Below are 21047 nucleotides of genomic sequence, written 5' to 3'. Positions count from 1 at the left end.
GAAACGAGTATGACTCAAGAGTATTTAGATTTTGAATTACCTATCGCCGAATTAGAGGCAAAAATTGAATCACTACGCTCAGTAGCAAGCGAAGATAGCAAAATTAATCTTGATGAAGAAATTGCACGCTTACAGAAAAAAAGCAAAGAATTAACCAAAAAAACCTTTGCGGATCTTGATGCGTGGCAAATTTCTCGTATGGCTCGCCACCCTAACCGCCCTTATACCCTTGATTATATTCAACATATTTTTACCGAATTTGAAGAGTTAGCAGGCGATCGTGCTTTTGCTGATGATAAAGCCATTGTGGGCGGATTAGCTCGTTTAGATGGACGCCCTGTTATGGTTATCGGTCATCAAAAAGGGCGTACGGTTAAAGATAAAGTTAAACGCAATTTTGGTATGCCAGCTCCTGAGGGCTATCGCAAAGCCTTACGCTTAATGCAAATGGCAGAACGTTTTAAGTTACCGATTATTACCTTTATTGATACGCCCGGGGCTTATCCCGGTGTAGGTGCTGAGGAGCGAGGTCAATCGGAAGCCATTGCCCGCAATTTACGAGAAATGTCCACCTTAACTGTGCCTATTATTTGTACGGTAATTGGCGAAGGCGGTTCTGGTGGTGCTTTAGCCATTGGCGTAGGCGATAAAGTCAATATGTTGCAATATAGCACCTATTCCGTTATTTCTCCTGAGGGCTGTGCCTCCATTTTATGGAAAAGTGCGGATAAAGCCTCAACTGCTGCTGAAGTTATGGGATTAACCGCCGATCGCTTAAAACAATTAAATTTAATTGACAATATTGTGCCAGAACCCTTAGGTGGTGCACATCGTGATTATGAAGCCATGGCAAAAAATCTGAAAAAACGCCTTTTAGCGGATTTAGCCGATCTTGAGGTATTAGATCAAGAAAACCTCTTAGATCGCCGTTATCAACGCCTAATGAATTATGGTTACTGCTAATCAAACTAAGGATTTTTTATGAAAAATGTATTATCTATCCAATCCCATGTGGTTTATGGTTATGCGGGCAATAAATCAGCTATTTTTCCGATGCAGTTATTGGGCATTGATGCTTGGGCTTTGAACACTGTACAATTTTCCAACCATACCCAATATGGTCAATGGACAGGTATGGTTATGCCCAAAGAGCAAATTGGCGAAATTGTGGCAGGCATTGATGCCATAGGCGAATTGCACAAATGCGATGCCATACTTTCTGGCTACATTGGTTCAGCAGAGCAAGTGGCTGAAATTGTCAATGCTGTTAATAAAATTAAAGCCATTAATCCGCAAGCCATTTACCTTTGCGATCCTGTTATGGGACACCCTGATAAAGGTTGTATTGTGGCGGAGGGCGTTAAAGAGGGGTTATGTGATATAGCCCTTGCCGCTGCGGATATTACCACACCCAATTTGGTGGAGTTACGAGAGCTTTCTGGTTTAAAAGTAGAAAATTTTGCACAAGCTATTGAGGCAGTCAAAGCCATTTTAGCCAAAGGCGTAAAAAAAGTGTTGGTAAAACATTTAAGCAAAGTAGGACAAGATCCGAGCCAATTTGAAATGTTACTCGCTAATCAACAAGGTATTTGGCACATTAGTCGCCCTCTACATAGATTTACCAAAGAACCTGTGGGCGTAGGCGACTTAACGGCGAGCGTATTTTTAGCCAATTTGCTTAATGGCAAATCTGATTTGGAAGCCTTTGAGCATACGGCTAATGCGGTCAATGATGTCATGCAAATTACCCACAATCTGAATGCTTATGAATTACAACTGATCGAAGCTCGCCACGTTATCGCCAATCCTGTTAGTCAATATAAGGCGGAGAAAATTGCTTAATCAATGACCAAAGAAAAACAAGATAGTTTACAAGGTTGTCTAATCGGGCTTGCTTGTGGTGATGCCGTTGGCACAACCTTAGAATTTTGTCCTCGTCATCGAATTAAACGGGGTGTTCAGGATATGGTTGGTGGCGGAAAATTCCGTTTAGCCGCTGGAAAGTGGACGGATGATACCTCAATGGCACTTTGTTTAGCCGAAAGTTTATTAGTCTCAAAAGGGTTTAATCTTAATAATCAATTAGAATATTATTGCCGTTGGGCTTTTGAGGGATATAATTCTTCACTTTCTTATGGCTTTGGTTTAGGACAAACTACCGTTTATTCGTTATGTCATTTTCGCCGTACAGGACAAGCCATTACAACACCAACAAAAGATGGCAATGGGGCATTAATGCGACTTGCCCCCATTGCGGTTTTTTACCATAACAATTTAACCCAATGTATTCACTATGCAGAACAAAGTGTCAAAGCGACTCATCTCTCCGCCGATTGTTTTTCTGCCAACCGATATTTTGCCGAAGTATTGTATAACATATTTCAAGGGGAACGTGATAAAGATCTGTTATTTGCTCATTTTCAACCTTATACTTGGTCTAAGCCAATGGGGCGATTATTTAACGTTGAGTTTAAAAACAAAAATAGCGATCAAATAAGCAGTTCAGGCTATGTGATAGATACATTAGAAGCTGCGATATGGGCGTTCTATCATAGTGATAATTTCGAACAAACTATTCTCAAAGCAGCAAATTTAGGCGAGGATGCGGATACCGTCGCTGCCGTTGCAGGACAAATAGCAGGGGCTTTTTATGGGCTTTCTCAGATTCCTAAAAAATGGCAACAAAAGTTATTTCAATATGAGCGTATTTTAACCCTTGCAAACCAATTAATCGCAAATGCACCGCTTGATTTAGCGGAATAAAACCTTATCTAATACATATTCATCAATTAAATCATAGGAAAAATTATGTCAAACCCATTATTACAAGATCATCAACTTCCCGCTTTTTCGCAAATTAAACCCGAGCATATCAAACCTGCCATTGAGCAATTAATTCAAGATTGTCGTGCGACCACAGAAAAATTATTAGAAAACGCACCGCACTTTAGCTGGGATAATTTTTGCCAGCCCTTAGCGGAAGTCAATGATCGGCTAAGCAAAGCCTGGTCGCCAGTGAGTCATCTTAATTCCGTAAAAAATAGCCCTGAATTACGTGAGGCTTATCAAGCCTGTTTGCCGTTATTATCCGAATACGGTACTTGGGTAGGGCAACATCAAGGTTTATATAATGCCTATTTACAACTCAAAAACAGCCCAGAATTTACCCAGTTAAGTCTGGCACAGCAAACGGCTATTAACAATAGCTTGCGTGATTTTAAATTGTCGGGCATTTCCTTGCCTGCCGACAAACAACAGCGTTATGGCGAAATCGTGGCACGTTTATCCGAATTAAGCTCGCAATTTAGTAACAATGTGCTAGATGCCACAATGGGCTGGGAAAAAATTATCAGTGATAAATCCGAATTAGCGGGCTTACCTGAATCCGCTCTTGAAGCGGCTCAACAATCGGCACAGAGCAAAGGCATTGAGGGCTATCGCTTTACCTTAGAATTTCCAAGTTATTTGCCTGTAATGACCTATTGTGAAAACCGTGAGTTGCGTGAAGAAATGTATCGCGCTTTCGTTACCCGAGCATCTGAGCAAGGCCCAAATGCGGGCAAATGGGATAACAGTACCATTATGGAAGAAATTCTCAATTTACGGGTAGAATTAGCCAAACTCTTGGATTTTTCCACTTATACGGAATTATCCCTTGCCACCAAAATGGCAGAAAATCCACAACAAGTATTAGATTTTCTCGATAATTTGGCGAGCCGTTCCAAAGCTCAAGGACAAAAAGAATTGGCGGATTTACAAGCCTTTTGTCAGGCTGAATATGGCGTAAATGAGCTTGCACCTTGGGATATTAGCTTTTATAGCGAAAAGCAAAAACAAGCCCTCTATGCCATTAATGATGAAGAATTACGCCCTTATTTCCCAGAACAACGAGTATTAAATGGGCTATTTGAAGTCATTCAACGTATTTTTAATATTCGTGCGGTAGAACGTTTTGATGTGGATACTTACCACCCTGATGTGCGTTTCTTTGATCTGATTGATGCCCAAGATCAAGTACGAGGCAGTTTTTATTTAGATTTATATGCTCGTGAAAATAAACGTGGTGGTGCTTGGATGGACGATTGTGTAGGTCGCCGGCGTAAATTAGACGGCTCACTACAACGCCCAGTGGCTTACTTAACCTGTAATTTCAATAAACCCGTAGGCGACAAACCTGCACTATTCACCCACGATGAAGTGACTACCCTATTCCACGAATTTGGGCATGGTATTCATCATATGCTGACCTTAATTGATGTGCCTGATGTAGCTGGCATTAATGGTGTGCCTTGGGATGCAGTGGAATTACCAAGCCAATTCTTGGAAAATTGGTGCTGGGAAGAACAAGCCCTTGCTTTTATTTCGGGGCATTATCAAACCAACGAACCTCTGCCGACAGAAAAATTAGCCCAATTACTCAAGGCTAAAAATTTCCAAGCCGCAATGTTTGTGTTACGCCAACTCGAATTTGGTTTATTTGATTTCCGCTTACATCATCATTATCAAGCCAATCAACCCAACCAAATTTTGACAACCCTTAATCAAGTAAAACAAGATGTCGCGGTTATCAAAGGGGTAGAATGGGCAAGAACTCCTCATAGCTTTAGCCATATTTTTTCAGGTGGCTACGCCGCAGGTTATTATAGTTACCTCTGGGCAGAAGTGTTATCCGCCGATGCTTATTCACGCTTTGAACAAGAGGGAATTTTTAACCCTGTTACAGGGCAATCTTTCCTTGATGAAATCTTAACCAAAGGCGGTTCTGAGCCACCAATGACCTTGTTTAAACGCTTCCGAGGACGTGAACCTCAGCTTGATGCGTTGTTAAGACATAAAGGTATCAGCCAATAAATTTTATGTTAAAATCCCTTTAATTCCATTAGAGGGATTTTTTATTCTTGCTCAATATAGGAGGCATTATGCAATGGTTATCCACATGGTCAACTTGGCATTGGCTTATTCTAGGCTTTATTTTACTGATTGGCGAAATCATTATTCCCGGTATATTTCTCCTTTGGTGGGGATTAGCCGCTTTGACCTTAGCTGGCGTAGTCTTTCTCGTCCCCCAATTAAGTTTACCCACCGCCTTTATCCTTTATGCCATACTCGCCATAGCCCTGAGTCTGATGTGGTGGAAAATCCAGCATAGAAAAGATAAACAGGATCAATCACAAACCCATCTTAATCAACGGGATCATTTTATGCTAAACAAAATCGGTATTGTACAAAGCATACAAGCCAATGACATAGGGCGAGGACATTTCGGCGATACCACTTGGCGAATCAAAGGTCAACACCTGCAACAAGGGGACAGCATTAAAGTTATCAATGTAGAAGGCATTACCCTGTTAGTGCAGAAACTTGAGGAACAACAATGAACCATTTAATTATTATTGCACACCCAAATAAACAAAGTTTTAACCATGCCATTTTACAAAGCGTGCAAGAAAGCAGTAAACAATTACAGGTTGAAACCCAAATTCGTGATCTTTATCAGCTTGATTTCAATCCTATTTTAAATTGGCAAGAATTAACGGCTAGCTACCAAAATATCCTACCAACAGAAATTCAGCATGAACAACAATTTATCCTTAATGCCGATTTAATTACCTTAATTTACCCCTTATGGTGGATGGGCTTTCCTGCTATTTTAAAAGGCTATTTAGATCGTGTTCTCAGCCATGGTTTCGCCTATAAAACTGAGGGAGGCATTTCGCAAGGCTTATTACAAGGCAAAAAAATGCAACAATTTATTACCCTAGGCAGTAATCTCGCACAGTATCAAACCTTAGGTTGGGATAAATCCCTTGATGATTGCTTAATCAATGGCTTATTTAATTATTGTGGTATTCAAGATATTAATTACCAATTATTTGGCGATATTCATTTAATTAATCAATCACAACGCCAAGCCATCTTACAGCAAGTAAAAGAAAAGACGACTCAAAATATTGTGGCGATGCAGACTCAAAGTTGATAAAAAAGTGCGGTAAAAATTACCGCACTTTTTCTCCAGATTAATTAGCATTAAACATGATTAGCACAACCACAATGATGATGGGTAAAATCTAATACCATACGCCCCTGAATTTTCCCCTCGTGCATTTCTTGGAAAATAGCGCCAACATCTTCTAATGGGCGAGTTTGCACCACTGGCACAACTAAACCTCTTGCCCCAAACTCAAAGGCTTCCGCTAAATCTTGTCGTGTCCCCACTAAAGATCCAATGACCCGAATACCATCTAACACAATGCGAGGAATGGATAAATCCATGGTATCCACAGGCAACGCCACTGCAACCACCGTTCCCCCCGCTCTAACCGCATTAACCGCACTATTAAATGCAACCTTAGCTACAGCAGTCACCACAGCGGCATGTGCACCACCTTCGGTAATTTCAATAATTCGTTGTTCTGCATTTTCTTTCGCTGAATTAATTACCACATCCGCACCAGATTGTTGTGCTAAAGCCAATTTATCATCATTCACATCAATGGCAATCACTTTCGCACCAAACACTTTTTTCGCATATTGAACGGATAAATTACCTAATCCTCCAGCACCATATAACGCAATCCATTGTCCTGAACGCACTTCTGATACCTTAATGGCTTTATAGGTGGTCACTCCCGCACAAGTAATACTACTTGCCTGAGTAGGATCAAGCCCATCGGGCACTTTAACCGCATAATTTGCCGCAACAACACAATATTCCGCCATACCACCATCAACGGTATATCCTGCATTTTTCACCGAGCGACATAAGGTTTCCCGCCCTGATACACAATACTCACAATGATTACAACTTTCATATAACCAAGCAACACTCACACGATCACCCACTTTTAACGTGGTAACATCATCGGCAACTTGTTGCACAATGCCAATTCCCTCGTGTCCAAGTATCCGTCCAGGATATTTACCATAATCGCCTGCTGCAACATGTAGATCCGTATGACAAACGCCACAATATTCCATTTTTACTAATGCTTGTCCTGTACCCACAGAAGGAATCTCTTTCTCAATCACTTCAACACCAGAACAATTCGTATTAACCACTGCTGCTTTCATTTTCATTGTTAAGCCCTCCATTTGAAATATCATACTTTGCTTTCATACTGATCTATAGTCCTTTCAATTTAAAGTGGAACGACTATATTCCATAATTTGAAAGCATTTTCAGCTTATCTTGCTCCAAATGAAAACTCAACAATTACTTGCGCAAAATACCTTATTTTTATTAAATTTGTGACATTGTGCAAATTATTAACATAACGATAACGAAAGCAAAACAAAAAAGTGCGGTAATTTTGACCGCACTTTTATTATCTCAATATTACTTATCAAACAACTTATTATGCTTTTGTTGTAATAATTGAAAATCCTCAGAAAAGATTAATGCTTGTTCTGCTCGTTGTAATGTTCATTACTGTGATGGCTATATGCCACATGAGCCAGGTTTTACCAGCAAAAATCGGTTAAATTGAATATGTATTAACACTTCCCTAAAAACCTAAATAAAAAGAAAAATATGAATAATTATGTTATCATAATGGCTAAGTCAATAAGGAGAAAATGATGATTTCTGAAGCTGAAAAAAAAGTTAGAAAAGAAGCCGTTGAATATGCAAAAGCGAGTGTAGAATTAGAGGGGATCACTCTATCTAAAGGATTGCTAGATATTTCTGATAAATATGTTCAAGGTTTATTAACTAGAGAAGAATTTACAAGAGAATATATTATGGCGGTAAAAGCAGGGATATGATATGGCTAAAAGCTATTCTGAAGAAGAAATAAAGGATAAATTATCATTTATCCGTTTATCAGAATTAAGCGAAAATCCTATAAAAGGGAATTTTGACATAGCGCATCTAAAAGAAATTCATCAATATATCTTTCAAGATAGCCCTAATATAGCTGGTAAATTTAGATCCGAAATTAAAGATCCTAATAAATTATGGCATAAGGTGCGCTCTTATGCGAGCTTCGGAAATATAACCGTTTTTTATAGCCGAATGGATAGCCAAAGTATCAAAGAAATTGAAGATACATTAAATACTATCAATATAAACCATTTAAAAACGTTAAATAAAAACGTATTCGTTAAGAATATTACTAATCTTTATAGTAAACTGGATTATATTCACCCATTTTCTGACGGTAATAGCCGAACATTACGGGAATTTACTCGACTTCTTGCTAAAGAAACAGGGTTTAAATTAGATTGGTCTAAATTTACTCGAACAGAAATATACTTAGCAAGAGATTTTGAAGTAAATACAATAAATTTAGCAAGAAATTCTGATCCTACACAACAAACAGCATTAAAAGATGAAATAAATGCCATTCATTACCATAAAGACTATAAGACTTTAGAAGAAGTTATAAATTATTCATTGTCCAAATTAAGATATTAAATTATAAAGAACTATAGCCATTCCACTTTAAAATAATACTGTGTTAGTTCGCCGTACTCGTTGTACTGTCTTCGGTGTGCCGCCCTATCTTATTTTAAATTGAAACGACTATAATTATTAAAATCACATATTAAAAATATGCGGTAATTTTGACCGCACTTTTATTATCTCAATATTACTTATCAAACAACTTATTATGCTTTTGTTGTAATAATTGAAAATCCTCAGAAAAGGTTAATGCTTGTTCTGCTCGTTGCAAAGAAGAGATAGCCAGTTGTAAAGCCGCCTCACGCACCTGTTGTTCTGGTGCATTTTGCCAAATGATGGCTAAATTTTTTTGTAATAAAAGATTAACCTCTAATAGCTCTACGCCATCACGAGCAATAGGGGCGAAACCACTTTTAATCCAATCTGACGCATCTAAAGGTTTAATGGCTAATCGATCATAATTTACGCTGCTTTGTTTTTGTTCAGGTCGCGTAATCAAAATACGCATCATAATATTCATTACCGCAATGGCTGTACCCGGATCATTTGCCACTGGTGGTAAGGCTTTTTGTGCCGACTCCGCTAACACAATAAATCCCCATTCAGGATCTTCCTCATAATGACGAGAGCCTGCCAATACAAAATATTGTGCTAATTGATCTAATTGTTTCTTATCTTTAGGTGCATTTTCCACCGACATTAAAGGCATATTGGGCGAAATTAACTCTCCAGGTCTTACCTTAATCGCTATATAACAATCTTGTTTTTCCGCATAACGTTGTAAGGATAACATATCAATATGGGTTAGATACCCTACTTCACTGGCATAAACAATACTCCCTTGTTCACTACTATTCCCCACCCAATTTGCTCCCATGCTAGGATTAAGACGATAATGTTGTAAGGCATTTTCTGCCGCACAATGAATTTTTTCTAAAGTATTTTTCATTCCGCCTAAATGGGAAATAGTGGCTACCCAGCGAATTAAGGTAATAATTAAATAAAGCAAAACCAGCAAAGTACTAACAAAAAGCACAAAGCGTCCATTTTGCCCATAAAATCCCATACCTAATACGGTTTTTGCAATAATGGCATAAATAAATGCTGAAATAAAACTGGCTATCGCCATACGGGTATTATCATCGCCCATAACCAATTCCGTTGCCCGCGGTGTTGTTCCCCCTGAGGCGGATGCAAAAGCCGATACCATAATGGATAATGAAAAGGTACTTACCGCTAGCATACTTGACGCAATAATCCCCAATAAACCATCTAAGGTATCCTGTTGCACTTCTGGTAATACATTTTCATCAATAAAAAAATTCACTGATTTAGCAGCAAAGGCAAAAATAATAGCTAATAAAGCCCCAAGCGTGGGGGTTATCCACAACGTATTCCCCGGCTTTTTTAATGCCAATAACAAACGATAAAACATTCATATTCTCCTATAAAAATCTGGCAAGCTATTATAGTGATTTCAACCAAAAATCACTATATCCTATATCATCATTTCAATTTAAAATAGAATGACGATATTAGCGCTACTTCACTTTCCTCACTAAATCTTGCCTAAAAACTTATTTATCAACTAAAAATAAGTTTTGATAATAATTATTATCTAGGCTATAATCTCGCTCACTGTTAATCATTTCATACTCAAAACAAGGAAACATAATGAAAAAAGGCATTCATCCTGAAAATTACCGTACAGTGTTATTTTATGACTCTAGTGCTCAAACGGGCTTTTTAATCCGTTCTTGTGCAAGAACAACCAATACCATGAAATGGACTGATGGCAAGGAATATCCTGTTTATATGTGTGATACTTCTTCGGCTTCTCACCCTTTCTATACAGGTAAAACCCGTCAAATTGCTAACGAAGGACGTGCAAGTGAATTTGCTCATCGCTATGGTAAATTTGGTGCATTAAAATCAAAATAACTCACTAAATTCTCATTAAAAAATAAGGAAAAACCATGCAAGTCTTATCTTCTTTAAAAAGTGCTAAAACACGCCACCCAGGCTGTAAAATTGTTCGCCGTCATGGTGTCGTTTATGTCATCTGCAAAGAAAATCCTCGTTTTAAAGCACGCCAAGGCGGTAAAAAACGTAAATAATGTTTAAATCCTCTTATTAAAGAGGATTTTTTCTCCCTCTTTTTTATCCTCAAATTTCTGCTATATTAACGCTTTTAATTCACATCTAAGGAACTGTTCTTTATGCAAACATTATTAAAACTCACTCATTTTTTCAGTAAAACCTTTGCTTTATGGGCTTTAGTCGCCGCAATTCTTGCATTTTATTTTCCCGATACCTTTAAATTAATCGCGCCTTATATTCCTTACCTATTGGGCATTGTTATGTTTGGTATGGGGATTACGCTAACCTTTGCTGACTTTGGTGAAGTGGTTAAACATCCTAAAGCGGTATTTATTGGTGTTGCAGGGCAATTTATTATTATGCCAGCCTTGGCTTATGCCTTAGCAAAAGGATTTAATTTGCCTGCCGAATTAGCCATTGGTGTAATCTTAGTGGGATCTTGCCCGGGCGGCACCTCTTCTAATGTGATGACCTATTTAGCCAAAGGTAATACAGCATTATCCATTGCTTGTACCACGATTTCTACCTTGCTCGCCCCTATTTTAACGCCAATCATTTTCTATGCTTTAGCCAGCCAATGGTTAGAAATCAATGCAGCAGCAATGTTTATATCTGTGCTTAAAATGGTGTTATTACCGATTTTCTTAGGCCTAATTGTGCGGGCATTATTTAAAAATAAAATTGCGGAAATCAGCCAAACAATGCCCCTCCTTTCAGTCATCGCCATTGTATTAATTCTGGCAGCCGTTGTCGCAGCGAGCAAAGATCGCATTGTTGAATCTGGTTTACTAATTTTTGCTATCGTCGTGTTACATAATAGCCTAGGTTATTTAATCGGTTTCTTGGTGGCTAAACTTGTTAAACTTGATAATTACGATAGTAAAGCTATTGCTATTGAGGTTGGTATGCAAAACTCTGGACTTGGTGCTGCTCTAGCTGCCGCTCACTTCAACCCTATCGCCGCCGTACCAAGTGCGTTATTTAGTTTCTGGCATAATGTTTCAGGTTCATTACTGGCAAATTTCTTTGCGAATCTTAAAAATAAATAATTGGTGATAAATCAATTAAAATTTTTAAATAAAAAGTGCGGTTAATTTTTGGGATTTTTTACTGTTCAGAGGACAGATAAAGTAATGCTAGATCTCTAATTTATTGATATTTAATCCTATGTTCTGTCCGCTGATCCAACCCAAATATGTCTAAGTTTGGTGTAATAGACAAAATGGTTGCTAATAATAATTTTCTCAAATTGTTAGCAACTCTTTTTATTTAAAATGTCCTTTATAAACATGATCTTATGCTTTCTATTTAATCCATTATGACTAATTAATTTACACTTAGGTTGACTAAATAAACCTTCTAACCGATTTGTTGTTTTTTCAATATTTAATTCCATGTACTTTCAAAGGTAAATAAATATCTTTCATCATATTTAATGCTCGCTAATGCCTCTTAATCCTTTATCTTTATAAAGAAAATAACTTTTTTGCATTTCTATGAGCGTTCATTCAAATAATCTTGATGTTTTAAATACCAATAATACAAACGACGAAAAAATCATGTTTTGGCTTTCTTTCAGCGTTTTCACAATGATTTTTAATTCCTTTCCTGCCTGAGATTGATGTTTTCTTCTTAATTTTCTCATCACCATTGCCACAAGATGAAAATTGTACATTTTAATAGGCGTATCTAAAGAAAGTGGTATCTATAATAATATTTAAATAAGTTGACGAGAGGAAAATTAAAGTTTCTCGGGGCTTTATCAATATATCTTTGAATTGTTTTAACAGAAAATTGATATTTAATGACAAGCACTTTATACGTCTGTTTTCCCTGAGAATAATGAAATCAAATTGCGGTGAGATTTAATTTGTTTTAAAAGATAAAAGTTTTATTATGATGATTATATTTATAGCTTTGAATAGTATTTTTCTTTCCATGTTTGTAGATTGAATTATTTTGACAATATGGAAAATTTTTGGGGCTGAAGTAGATTAGCCCCTTAATTAATCATAATGGATTAAGCAGAAATCGTAAGATTATGTTTATAAAGGATTTTTTAAATAAAAAGAGCTGCTAACAATTTGAGAAAATTATTATTAGCAACTATTTTGTCCATTACACCATAAAGCAGCTATAATACCAAAACTGACCGCACTTTAATACAACATTAATTTCTTTTAACTTATTTCAAACTTTCAAAGATTTTCTCTGCTAAATTTCGTGATATTCCTGGTACTGAAGCGATTTCATCAATACTTGCCTTTTTCACGCCTTGCATACCGCCTAAATATTTAAGCAGTGCTTGTCGCCGTTTCGCCCCTACGCCTGCAATATTTTCTAAATGACTTTGCAAAAATTGCGTTTGTCGTTTCTTGCGGTGTCCGCTAATCGCATGATGATGGCTTTCATCTCGAATATGTTGAATAAGGTGTAAAGCAAGGCTATCTGCGGGTAGATTAATTTCACGTTCTTGTTTACTGATAATTAAGGTTTCTAATCCTGCTTTACGATCAACACCTTTCGCTACGCCAATTAAGTGCGGTCGTTTTTTATCCCATTTTACTTGTAGTTGCGAAAAAAACTGTAAAGCACGATTTAATTGCCCTTTTCCGCCGTCAATAAAAATGACATCAGGAATTTTATCTGGCTCTAATTCTTTGTCATAACGTTTTTTTAATACTTGCTCCATGGCGGCATAATCATCACCTGCTTGGATACCTTCAATATTAAAACGGCGATAATCTGACTTTAATGGTCCTTCTTGGTTAAACACGACACAAGAGGCAACAGTTTGATTACCCATCGTATGGCTAATATCAAAACATTCCATACGCTGAATATTGTCAATATTCAATAACTGTTGCAAGGCTTGATAGCGTTGTGTCATTAAAGAGGCTTGTTTTAATTGGGTAACTAATGTCGCTTTGACATTCATTTGAGCGAGCTGTAAATATTTGCTTTTATTGCCTCTCACATTATCTTGGATACTGACTTTATGCCCCGCTTGCTCTGTTAATAATTGTTCTAACATCGCTTTTTCGGGCAGCTTATGATCCACAATTACTGTGTGAGGAATGCTTCGTCCTTGATCCCCTTGGAGATAGAATTGCCCCACAAATGTTGCCGTAAGCTCTGCCAAATCTGTATTCACTGGCACTTTAGGAAAATAACTTCGATTTCCCAAAATTTTGCCATGGCGAATAAATAACACTTGCACACAAGCAATACCATGTTGGTAAGCCATGGCTAAAATATCCATATCATCTAGTCGTTCATTTGCCACAAATTGTTTTTCAATCACAGCTCGTACTGCTTGAATTTGATCACGAATACGGGCGGCTTGTTCAAATTGCAGGGCTTGGCTGGCTTGCTCCATTTTACTGATTAGATGTTCTAAGACCTGTTGATCTTTGCCTTGTAAAAATAAACGAGCAAAATTCACTTGCTGAGCATATTCTTCATCGCTTACATAACCTGCCACACAAGGAGCGGCACAGCGTCCAATTTGATATTGTAAGCAAGGGCGAGAGCGGTTGTTATACACCGCATTTTCACATTGCCTAACAGGAAATAATTTTTGCAATAAGGAGAGGGTTTCTCTCACTGCCCCAGCATGAGGATAAGGCCCAAAATACTCTCCTGCAATCTTTTTACTGCCTCGATAAGCGGTAATGCGTGGGTGGCGTTCTTTTGTTAATAAAATATAGGGATAAGATTTATCATCTCGTAACAACACATTATAACGAGGTTGATAGGCTTTAATAAAATTATGCTCCAGTAGCAGAGCTTCCGTTTCTGATGAGGTAATGGTGACATCAATATGACGAATGGCGGCTACTAAGGCTTCCGTTTTTTTACTGGCTAAATTGGAGCGAAAATAACTGGATAAACGTTTTTTTAAGTCTTTTGCTTTTCCGACATAAATGACCTGTTGTTTATCGTCATACATACGATAAACACCAGGCTCGTGAGTAACATTTTTTAGAAAAGATTTGGCGTCAAATAACATAAATGAGGCTTATACTGATCGATTCTCAGCCAAAATAGACCGCACTTTTGCTAAATCTTCTGGCGTATCAACGCCAACGGCTGGCTCAGCCAGAGCAAGCTCGGCATGAATTTTCTCACCATACCATAACACGCGTAATTGCTCTAAAGATTCAATCTGTTCTAAGGCTGTTGGCTGCCATTGGACATATTGTTTAATAAAGCCTGCACGATAAGCATAAAGCCCGATATGACGCAAATAATGCTCTGGGACTAACGAAAGTTTGTGATCAGCTTGGCTTAATTGAGCAAAATCATCACGATTCCAAGGAATCGCCGCTCGAGAGAAATATAATACATAGCCCTTATGATCCATCACTAATTTCACCACATTAGGGTTAAATAATTCTTCTGCCTGTTGGATTTTAACCGCTAAAGTCGCCATATTTACCTGAAATTTTTCTAAATTTTGCGCCACTTGCTGAATAATAACTGGCGGAATGAGGGGTTCATCGCCCTGCACATTCACAACAATTTCATCTTCAGGTAAATGACATTTTTCAACCACTTCTGCTAAGCGTTCTGTACCTGAATTATGTTTAGCTGAAGTCAAGCATACTTCACATAAATCCTGTACTGCCTCGGCAACCTGTTGATGATCCGTTGCCACAATAATTCGTTTTGCCCCTGATAATTTTGCTTTTTCCACCACATGAGCGATCATAGGTTTACCCACAATATCAGCTAAGGGTTTACCCGGTAAACGACTTGAGGCATAACGTGCAGGGATAACGACGGTAAAAGGTAATGCCATTATTTTTCCTCCTGTTCATTGTCTAAGGAAATCGCTTGCTCCGCTAATAGCACAGGAATCCCCTGTTTTATGGGATAAGCTAAATGCTCAAAGCGACAAATTAATTGCTGATGTTGTTCATCATATTGCAATCGCCCTTGACAACGTGGGCAAGCAATAATCTCAAGTAGTTTACTGTTCATTGATAATCCTTGATTTTTTGTTCAATTTTAGCCAGTAACTTCTGTGTATCCCCCATTAATTGGGTTTCCACTGGCACATACCACCAATTTCCTTGAGCAAAGGCACGACATTTCACCGCATCTTTTTCCGTCATGAATAGAGGAATATGTTTATCTTGTTCAATGAAGTCGCTAAGTTGAAAATGATGATGATCACTAAAGATTTGTTGTCCAACTAGTTCTATACCTAACTCTTGTAACATAGTAAAAAAACGTGTTGGATTGCCTATGCCTGCAATGGCAAAGGCCTGTTTAAAATCAGTGACTAAACGTTTTTCTTGGGTTAATAAATTAATCGCATATTGAGGTTTAAGTTGCATCACAAACTGACTATATACATTAGCTTGTCCATTTGCCACAACAAAATCCACCTGAGTTAAGCGAGAAGGCAATTCTCGTAATGGTCCTGCGGGTAATAAAAAACCGTTGCCTATCCCTAATTGGCTATCCATAACCACAATTTCAATATCCCGTTGCAAGGCATAATGTTGTAAACCATCATCGCTAATAATCACATCTAACGCAAACTGTTGCGTGAGTAATTCAATACTTTGTTGGCGATTAGGGGAAATACAAATTGGTACGCCCGTACGCTGAGCCAATAAAACGGGTTCATCGCCAAATAAATCAGGCGATGAATCAGGCTCAACTAACGCTGGAAACCTTTTGGTTTTAGCGCCATAACCTCGAGAAATAATTCCTACTCGATAGCCGCGTTGTTGTAAATGCTTTACTAGCCAAATGGTTAAAGGGGTTTTTCCATTTCCCCCTACCGAAAGGTTGCCCACAATAACCACCGCCAATTTAGCACGATAAGAAGAAAAAAAGCCATAGCGAAATAATTGACGGCGAATCACTGTAATTAGCCAAAATAATCCCGCAAAGGGCAATAATAACCAAGCTAAACGCTGACGAGAATACCAAAATTTCATTATGCTTTTTCACCAAATTGCATTTGATGTAGCTGACGATACAAGCCATTCATTGCTAGCAAGGCTTGATGATTACCTCGCTCTTTTATCTCGCCATGTTCAATTACCAGAATTTCATCGGCTTTTTCAATGGTTGATAAACGGTGTGCAATCACAAGTACTGTGCGATTTTGCTGAATTTGTTCTAATGCCGCTTGAATAGCACGTTCCGATTCCGTATCTAATGCCGAAGTGGCTTCATCAAGAATTAAGACTGCCGCATCACGCAATAATGCCCTTGCAATGGCTAAACGCTGGCGTTGCCCCCCAGATAAGCTCGCCCCATTTTCGCCAATAACGGTATCTAACCCCTCTGGCAATTTTTCAATAAATTCCATAGCGTGAGCTGCTTTGGCAGCGTTAATAATATCTTCACGACAATATTTATCCGTGGCAGCATAAGCAATATTATTCGCAATTGTATCATTAAATAAATGTACCTGTTGTGAAACCACAGCACAATGAGAACGTAAATTTGCGAGGCGATAATCTTGAATATTCACGCCATCTAATAAGATTTCCCCTTGTTGCACATCATAAAATCGAGGTAATAAATTAGCGATAGTAGATTTACCTGAACCCGAACGCCCCACTAAAGCAACGGTTTTCCCCGCTTCAATCTCAAAACTTACATTAGACAAAGCAGGAATATTTTTTCCTTCATAGCTAAAACTAACTTGATTAAAACGTACCTGCCCTTTAACCTTTTCCACTTCATATTGCCCAGAATCTTTCTCTATTGGCAAATCTAAAATGGCAAATAATGTTTGGCAAGCCGCCATACCACGTTGAAAAGCCGCATTAACATTGGTTAATGATTTCAATGGTCGCATCATCGCTAACATTGAAGAGAAAACCACCGTAAATGCCCCTGCGGTTAAGTTTTGGCTCATAATTTCAGGCAAGGTAGCAAGATATAAAACTGCCGCTAAAGCAAAAGAGGCAATAATTTGCACCACAGGATCAGAAATGGCATCAGCCACCATCACTTTCATACCTTTACGACGCATATCATTACTCACATGACGAAAACGCTCTTCCTCAATTTGCTGTCCGCCAAAGGATAAGACTTCTTTATGCCCTTTTAGCATTTGTTCAGTGGTTGAGGTTAAGGTACCCATTGAGTTTTGCATATTTTTACCTAAACGGCGAAAATGTTTAGAAACAATACGAATCAAAACGGCAATAATCGGCCCAATAATAAATAAGACAATCGAAAGCTGCCAACTGGTGTAAATCATAACCCCCAATAAAGAGAGAATATAAGCCCCCTCACGCACAATGGTCACTAAAGAATGGGAAGAGGAATTAGCAACCTGCTCAGAATCATAGGTAATTCTTGATAATAAAGATCCTGTGGTATTTTTATCAAAAAAGCTCGCTGGCATATACATTAAATGTTTAAAAATATGACGGCGTATGGTCATCACCACTTTACCCGATACCCAAGCCAAACAATAAGTGGAAATAAAACTGGTAATGCCTCGCAATATGATGAGAAAGACAACGACTACCGCCATCATACGCAAAAAATCCGTTTCTGCTTTACCAAAACCTTCATCAAGTAAGGGTTTTAACATAGAAATCAACCCAGCATCAGTCAGCGCATTGAGTATTAATGCGATCCCTGCTGCCACAATCCCTAATTTAAAGGGTGCAATAATCGGCCATAGACGTTTAAAGGTCTGCCATGTAGAAAAATCATTATCCTGCATAACTACTCATCTTTTACTAATAAATCGCGACATTGTACCTTTATTTACTCGGTTCTCCAATGATTATGCGATACCAAGGGGAAAATTTATCCCTTGCGGTTTTTATTTCAAACCCATCATCATAAAAAAGCAATGAAATTTGCCCATCTCGTGCCGTATTAAAAACCTGTACTTGATAACGCTTTAACCTCTCTATCACTTGTTTATTAGGCAATCGCCAAGGATTCCAACGTCCACTTGAAATTAATGCCACTTTTGGCGTGGTTCGCCCTAATAACAATTCACTGGTTGATGTTTGGCTGCCATGATGTCCCACTTGTAAAATATCTATCGGTTCGCTAATGTGATGAATAAATTCTCGTTCTGCTGCAATATCGGCATCGCCAGTTAATAAAATTTGATAACGCCCATCATCAACCAATAATACACAAGAATCCCGATTCTTTGCTCTTGTAACAGGTTGGGGCGGTGATAAAGCTCGCAAGGTTAATCCTTGCCAATACCAAGTTTTACCTCGATAACACAGATCAATATTTTGTGTTTGGTAAAAAACCGTTGAGGCTTGGATCAAACTTAGGCTAGGAAATGCCTTGAGTAAGCTGGGTACGCCACCTGCGTGATCATTATCATCATGGCTAACGATCAATTTCTCTAATTGGATACCTTGCCGAAATAAATAAGGCAAGATCTCAAGGCTCGCCATATCCCCACCCTGCCAACTTGCCCCACTGTCGTACAAAATAGCTTTATTATTTTTAACCAATAAGGTTGCTTGCCCCTGCCCTACATCAAGGGTTTCTAAACGCCAATGGGGTTTTGTTATTAGATCCTTAAATCCTTGTCCACCACAATATAAAATCAAACAGGCACAGGCGATATACAAATAAGTACGCGTAATGGGGGATAAATAACGTTCTGGCGATAAAGTAAGAGGAAACCTCCGCTTAGTTTGCCAAGGGAGAGCCGCCTTAGGTAAACGCCAAGGATATTGATAAACCCAATAAACACTACTTGCTAATAATAAAGTATAAAGTGCGGTCAAAAATAAACTTATTTTTTGGGATAAATATAACCAACCACCTTGCCAATAAGCTATCATTTGATTAATCAATAACACCAATTCATTTGCCCAATACCAACTCGCAAAAAGCCCTTCAGTAAAGGTAGCAAATAACACTAAGGGGACTAATAATAAACTATAAAAAGGAACAGCAATAAGGTTTGCCCAAAAACTATGGAGAGAAAAACCATTAAAAATCGCAAGTTGAATTGGAGTAAAGAACCAGAATAATCCCAGTTGTAAATGGATAATGCCCCATAAATACTTGCCACGCCACTCATTAAATCCCCTTCCTCGCCATTCAAAAATGCCTAAGGGAAAAAGCTGATACCATAAAATTAAACAAGTTACTGCCCCCACGGATAACCAAAAGCTCGCCGACAAAATCATCATAGGATCGCAAAGCAATAATAACGCTACTGTCCGCAATAACAGTTGCCAAGGGGTACAATAGCCCTTACGCCAACGGAAAAAAAGTAAAATGGATAATGCCACTATCGCACGAAAGGTGGGAATAGAAAACCCTGCCAGCTGTGCATAAAATAAGGCTACCGAAAAGCCAACAATCAACGGCAAGGCGCCCGTAATATAGCGAGTAGGAAAAACAAATTGCAACAACCGACCAAGTAGAAAACCAACGCCCATAGCAATGCCAATATGCAAACCTGAAATCGCAATTAAATGTGCCGTATTGGTTTGTTGATAATGTTGCCAAGTAGTACGATCTAACCAAGCTCGTTCGCCAAACGCCAAAGCTAATAATAAACCTTGCTCAGACAAGTTTTGCGTTTGTTGTAAAGCACGATATAAACGACGCTCTCGCCAAGAAAAATCTTCCGCAATTTTGACCGCACTTTTTACCCTTGCTTGCAAACTTATTCCCTTTGCCAATGCCCATTGCTGGCGATCAAAACCTTGCTGATTTAGACGTGAAGAAAGTGGACGCAATAATAATTCCCCTTGCCAAATCTCGCCGATTTTAGGTTGGCTCTCTGCCACTTGCCATAACACATCAATACGCCGCACAGGAAAGGTTTCTGAAAATATCGTTTCAATCACTAACCGCTGATATTGTTGTTGATGTAATATTTCCACAATTTTGAAGGATTGCAATGATTTAGGGGGGAATTGATCCACCTGCTTGGCTTGCTGTAAAAGCGACCAAGCCTGACCATGTAAGAGTAAAATTAATCCCCAAAATAACAATGCTTCACGCCATTTTCTCCGCCATAACATCAGCAATAAAAGCAAAATTTCCCATAGAGGAAATAACCCTATTTCTGGTAACCATAACAAAGCAAAGGCCAATAAAATGGTTATCATTGCCCATTTATCGAGTGGATTTCTTAACAATGACATAAACATTTACAATCCGCAGACACAATGCCTCGTCATAAAACAAAACAGTACAGCGAGTTGTGCCAAGGCGGTATTATTTTTAAAGTAGGACGACGATAAAACAAGATATGCTTAATCATTATTTAATCAAAGCCTTAATCAGAAAAAATGGAAGATTGCTCGCAAAAAGAAAAAATTTAATAGAAAAATTCAGTGTTAATTTGCGATTTTCGTTTGCTAAAAAAATAAAATTCTGTTATTTATATTGCCCCGCAAAATACTGAAGTATTTAATTTAATATACTGTTGCTTAAATAAGCAAAAATGGAGCCGAGTTAGGGTATATTGTTGTTACTTAGTCGGTATTTTGAGATTTTATTTAACTGTCACTATAAATAGGAATTAAGTGATCAATAACAGCGTAAGCCTGATGTG

At 38.2% G+C, this 21047-nt stretch carries 19 protein-coding genes; 11 read left to right on the top strand and 8 right to left on the bottom strand.

The window, feature by feature from the left end; all coding sequences use genetic code 11:
- The first annotated feature begins 9 nt into the window (after positions 1 to 9).
- From accA to EV694_RS01145, 6 genes are all read left to right on the top strand, one after another.
- Positions 10 to 963: an acetyl-CoA carboxylase carboxyl transferase subunit alpha gene (gene accA / locus EV694_RS01170; RefSeq protein WP_132688071.1), complete on the top strand. Its 954-nt coding sequence runs from the start codon at positions 10 to 12 to the stop codon at positions 961 to 963.
- An 18-nt stretch (positions 964 to 981) separates the two neighbouring features.
- On the top strand, positions 982 to 1842 hold the full coding sequence (gene pdxY, locus EV694_RS01165) for a pyridoxal kinase PdxY (protein ID WP_132688068.1): 861 nt from the start codon (positions 982 to 984) through the stop codon (positions 1840 to 1842).
- Between the two features lie 3 nt (positions 1843 to 1845).
- Positions 1846 to 2763 (top strand): ADP-ribosylglycohydrolase family protein, encoded by a 918-nt coding sequence (locus tag EV694_RS01160; protein ID WP_132688065.1) that lies wholly within the window; start codon positions 1846 to 1848, stop codon positions 2761 to 2763.
- Between the two features lie 45 nt (positions 2764 to 2808).
- The gene (prlC, locus tag EV694_RS01155; RefSeq protein WP_132688061.1) at positions 2809 to 4851 is read left to right on the top strand and encodes an oligopeptidase A; all 2043 of its coding nucleotides are present in this window, start codon (positions 2809 to 2811) and stop codon (positions 4849 to 4851) included.
- A gap of 68 nt (positions 4852 to 4919) precedes the next feature.
- Entirely contained in the window at positions 4920 to 5378 is a 459-nt protein-coding gene (locus tag EV694_RS01150) for an NfeD family protein (protein ID WP_132688058.1), read from the top strand.
- Entirely contained in the window at positions 5375 to 5977 is a 603-nt protein-coding gene (locus EV694_RS01145) for an NAD(P)H-dependent oxidoreductase (protein WP_132688055.1), read from the top strand. The genes EV694_RS01150 and EV694_RS01145 overlap by 4 nt, the downstream gene beginning before the upstream one ends.
- A 50-nt stretch (positions 5978 to 6027) precedes the next feature.
- On the opposite strand, the gene adhP is transcribed toward EV694_RS01145, so the two are convergent.
- Positions 6028 to 7077: an alcohol dehydrogenase AdhP gene (gene adhP, locus EV694_RS01140; RefSeq protein WP_132688052.1), complete on the bottom strand. Its 1050-nt coding sequence runs from the start codon at positions 7075 to 7077 to the stop codon at positions 6028 to 6030.
- A 498-nt stretch (positions 7078 to 7575) separates the two neighbouring features.
- On the opposite strand from adhP, the gene EV694_RS01135 reads away from it, so the two are divergent.
- Positions 7576 to 7764 (top strand): antitoxin VbhA family protein, encoded by a 189-nt coding sequence (locus EV694_RS01135; protein ID WP_243645942.1) that lies wholly within the window; start codon positions 7576 to 7578, stop codon positions 7762 to 7764.
- Between the two features lies 1 nt (position 7765).
- A complete protein-coding gene (locus EV694_RS01130) occupies positions 7766 to 8416 on the top strand; it encodes a Fic family protein (RefSeq protein ID WP_132688049.1) in 651 nt (216 codons plus the stop codon).
- A 175-nt stretch (positions 8417 to 8591) separates the two neighbouring features.
- Here EV694_RS01130 and EV694_RS01125 read toward each other — a convergent pair whose 3' ends face one another.
- Positions 8592 to 9839, bottom strand: coding sequence for a DUF2254 domain-containing protein (locus tag EV694_RS01125; RefSeq protein WP_132688046.1), 1248 nt, complete (start codon positions 9837 to 9839; stop codon positions 8592 to 8594).
- A gap of 239 nt (positions 9840 to 10078) precedes the next feature.
- Between EV694_RS01125 and EV694_RS01120 the strand changes: the two genes are divergently transcribed.
- The 3 genes from EV694_RS01120 (at position 10079) to EV694_RS01110 (ending at position 11553) form a co-directional block, all read left to right on the top strand.
- On the top strand, positions 10079 to 10345 hold the full coding sequence (locus EV694_RS01120; protein WP_132688043.1) for a type B 50S ribosomal protein L31: 267 nt from the start codon (positions 10079 to 10081) through the stop codon (positions 10343 to 10345).
- A 35-nt stretch (positions 10346 to 10380) separates the two neighbouring features.
- Positions 10381 to 10521, top strand: a complete 141-nt coding sequence (gene ykgO / locus EV694_RS01115) for a type B 50S ribosomal protein L36 (protein WP_132688040.1) — start codon at positions 10381 to 10383, stop codon at positions 10519 to 10521.
- A gap of 102 nt (positions 10522 to 10623) precedes the next feature.
- Positions 10624 to 11553 carry a bile acid:sodium symporter family protein gene (locus EV694_RS01110; RefSeq protein ID WP_132688037.1) on the top strand — a complete coding sequence of 310 codons (930 nt, stop codon included), beginning with the start codon at positions 10624 to 10626 and terminating at the stop codon, positions 11551 to 11553.
- A 1136-nt stretch (positions 11554 to 12689) separates the two neighbouring features.
- Here EV694_RS01110 and uvrC read toward each other — a convergent pair.
- The 6 genes from uvrC to EV694_RS01070 are packed head-to-tail and all read right to left on the bottom strand — an operon-like array spanning position 12690 to position 20634.
- Positions 12690 to 14516: an excinuclease ABC subunit UvrC gene (gene uvrC / locus EV694_RS01095; protein WP_132688034.1), complete on the bottom strand. Its 1827-nt coding sequence runs from the start codon at positions 14514 to 14516 to the stop codon at positions 12690 to 12692.
- Between the two features lie 9 nt (positions 14517 to 14525).
- Positions 14526 to 15308 (bottom strand): 3-deoxy-manno-octulosonate cytidylyltransferase, encoded by a 783-nt coding sequence (gene kdsB, locus EV694_RS01090; protein ID WP_132688031.1) that lies wholly within the window; start codon positions 15306 to 15308, stop codon positions 14526 to 14528.
- Entirely contained in the window at positions 15308 to 15490 is a 183-nt protein-coding gene (locus EV694_RS01085) for a Trm112 family protein (protein ID WP_132688028.1), read from the bottom strand. Before EV694_RS01085 ends, kdsB begins: the two co-directional genes overlap by 1 nt.
- Positions 15487 to 16461 (bottom strand): tetraacyldisaccharide 4'-kinase, encoded by a 975-nt coding sequence (gene lpxK, locus EV694_RS01080; RefSeq protein ID WP_132688025.1) that lies wholly within the window; start codon positions 16459 to 16461, stop codon positions 15487 to 15489. Before lpxK ends, EV694_RS01085 begins: the two co-directional genes overlap by 4 nt.
- Complete coding sequence (gene msbA / locus EV694_RS01075) at positions 16461 to 18215, bottom strand: lipid A ABC transporter ATP-binding protein/permease MsbA (protein WP_132688022.1); 1755 nt, start codon at positions 18213 to 18215, stop codon at positions 16461 to 16463. Before msbA ends, lpxK begins: the two co-directional genes overlap by 1 nt.
- Positions 18216 to 18255: 40 nt before the next feature.
- A complete protein-coding gene (locus EV694_RS01070; RefSeq protein ID WP_424580033.1) occupies positions 18256 to 20634 on the bottom strand; it encodes a DNA internalization-related competence protein ComEC/Rec2 in 2379 nt (792 codons plus the stop codon).
- Positions 20635 to 21047: the final 413 nt, after the last annotated feature.

This window comes from Volucribacter psittacicida, from assembly GCF_004339025.1.
GTDB lineage: Bacteria > Pseudomonadota > Gammaproteobacteria > Enterobacterales > Pasteurellaceae > Volucribacter > Volucribacter psittacicida.
This window is presented reverse-complemented; position numbering and strand designations above follow the sequence as displayed.

Excerpts from the sequence above, each read along its gene's own strand:
- accA (WP_132688071.1), top strand. The coding sequence starts at position 10 with ATGACTCAAGAGTATTTAGATTTTGAATTACCTATCGCCGAATTAGAG.
- pdxY (WP_132688068.1), top strand. The coding sequence starts at position 982 with ATGAAAAATGTATTATCTATCCAATCCCATGTGGTTTATGGTTATGCG.
- EV694_RS01160 (WP_132688065.1), top strand. The coding sequence starts at position 1,846 with ATGACCAAAGAAAAACAAGATAGTTTACAAGGTTGTCTAATCGGGCTT.
- prlC (WP_132688061.1), top strand. The coding sequence starts at position 2,809 with ATGTCAAACCCATTATTACAAGATCATCAACTTCCCGCTTTTTCGCAA.
- EV694_RS01150 (WP_132688058.1), top strand. The coding sequence starts at position 4,920 with ATGCAATGGTTATCCACATGGTCAACTTGGCATTGGCTTATTCTAGGC.
- EV694_RS01145 (WP_132688055.1), top strand. The coding sequence starts at position 5,375 with ATGAACCATTTAATTATTATTGCACACCCAAATAAACAAAGTTTTAAC.
- adhP (WP_132688052.1), bottom strand. The coding sequence starts at position 7,077 with ATGAAAATGAAAGCAGCAGTGGTTAATACGAATTGTTCTGGTGTTGAA.
- EV694_RS01135 (WP_243645942.1), top strand. The coding sequence starts at position 7,576 with ATGATGATTTCTGAAGCTGAAAAAAAAGTTAGAAAAGAAGCCGTTGAA.
- EV694_RS01130 (WP_132688049.1), top strand. The coding sequence starts at position 7,766 with ATGGCTAAAAGCTATTCTGAAGAAGAAATAAAGGATAAATTATCATTT.
- EV694_RS01125 (WP_132688046.1), bottom strand. The coding sequence starts at position 9,839 with ATGTTTTATCGTTTGTTATTGGCATTAAAAAAGCCGGGGAATACGTTG.
- EV694_RS01120 (WP_132688043.1), top strand. The coding sequence starts at position 10,079 with ATGAAAAAAGGCATTCATCCTGAAAATTACCGTACAGTGTTATTTTAT.
- ykgO (WP_132688040.1), top strand. The coding sequence starts at position 10,381 with ATGCAAGTCTTATCTTCTTTAAAAAGTGCTAAAACACGCCACCCAGGC.
- EV694_RS01110 (WP_132688037.1), top strand. The coding sequence starts at position 10,624 with ATGCAAACATTATTAAAACTCACTCATTTTTTCAGTAAAACCTTTGCT.
- uvrC (WP_132688034.1), bottom strand. The coding sequence starts at position 14,516 with ATGTTATTTGACGCCAAATCTTTTCTAAAAAATGTTACTCACGAGCCT.
- kdsB (WP_132688031.1), bottom strand. The coding sequence starts at position 15,308 with ATGGCATTACCTTTTACCGTCGTTATCCCTGCACGTTATGCCTCAAGT.
- EV694_RS01085 (WP_132688028.1), bottom strand. The coding sequence starts at position 15,490 with ATGAACAGTAAACTACTTGAGATTATTGCTTGCCCACGTTGTCAAGGG.
- lpxK (WP_132688025.1), bottom strand. The coding sequence starts at position 16,461 with ATGAAATTTTGGTATTCTCGTCAGCGTTTAGCTTGGTTATTATTGCCC.
- msbA (WP_132688022.1), bottom strand. The coding sequence starts at position 18,215 with ATGCAGGATAATGATTTTTCTACATGGCAGACCTTTAAACGTCTATGG.
- EV694_RS01070 (WP_424580033.1), bottom strand. The coding sequence starts at position 20,634 with ATGTCATTGTTAAGAAATCCACTCGATAAATGGGCAATGATAACCATT.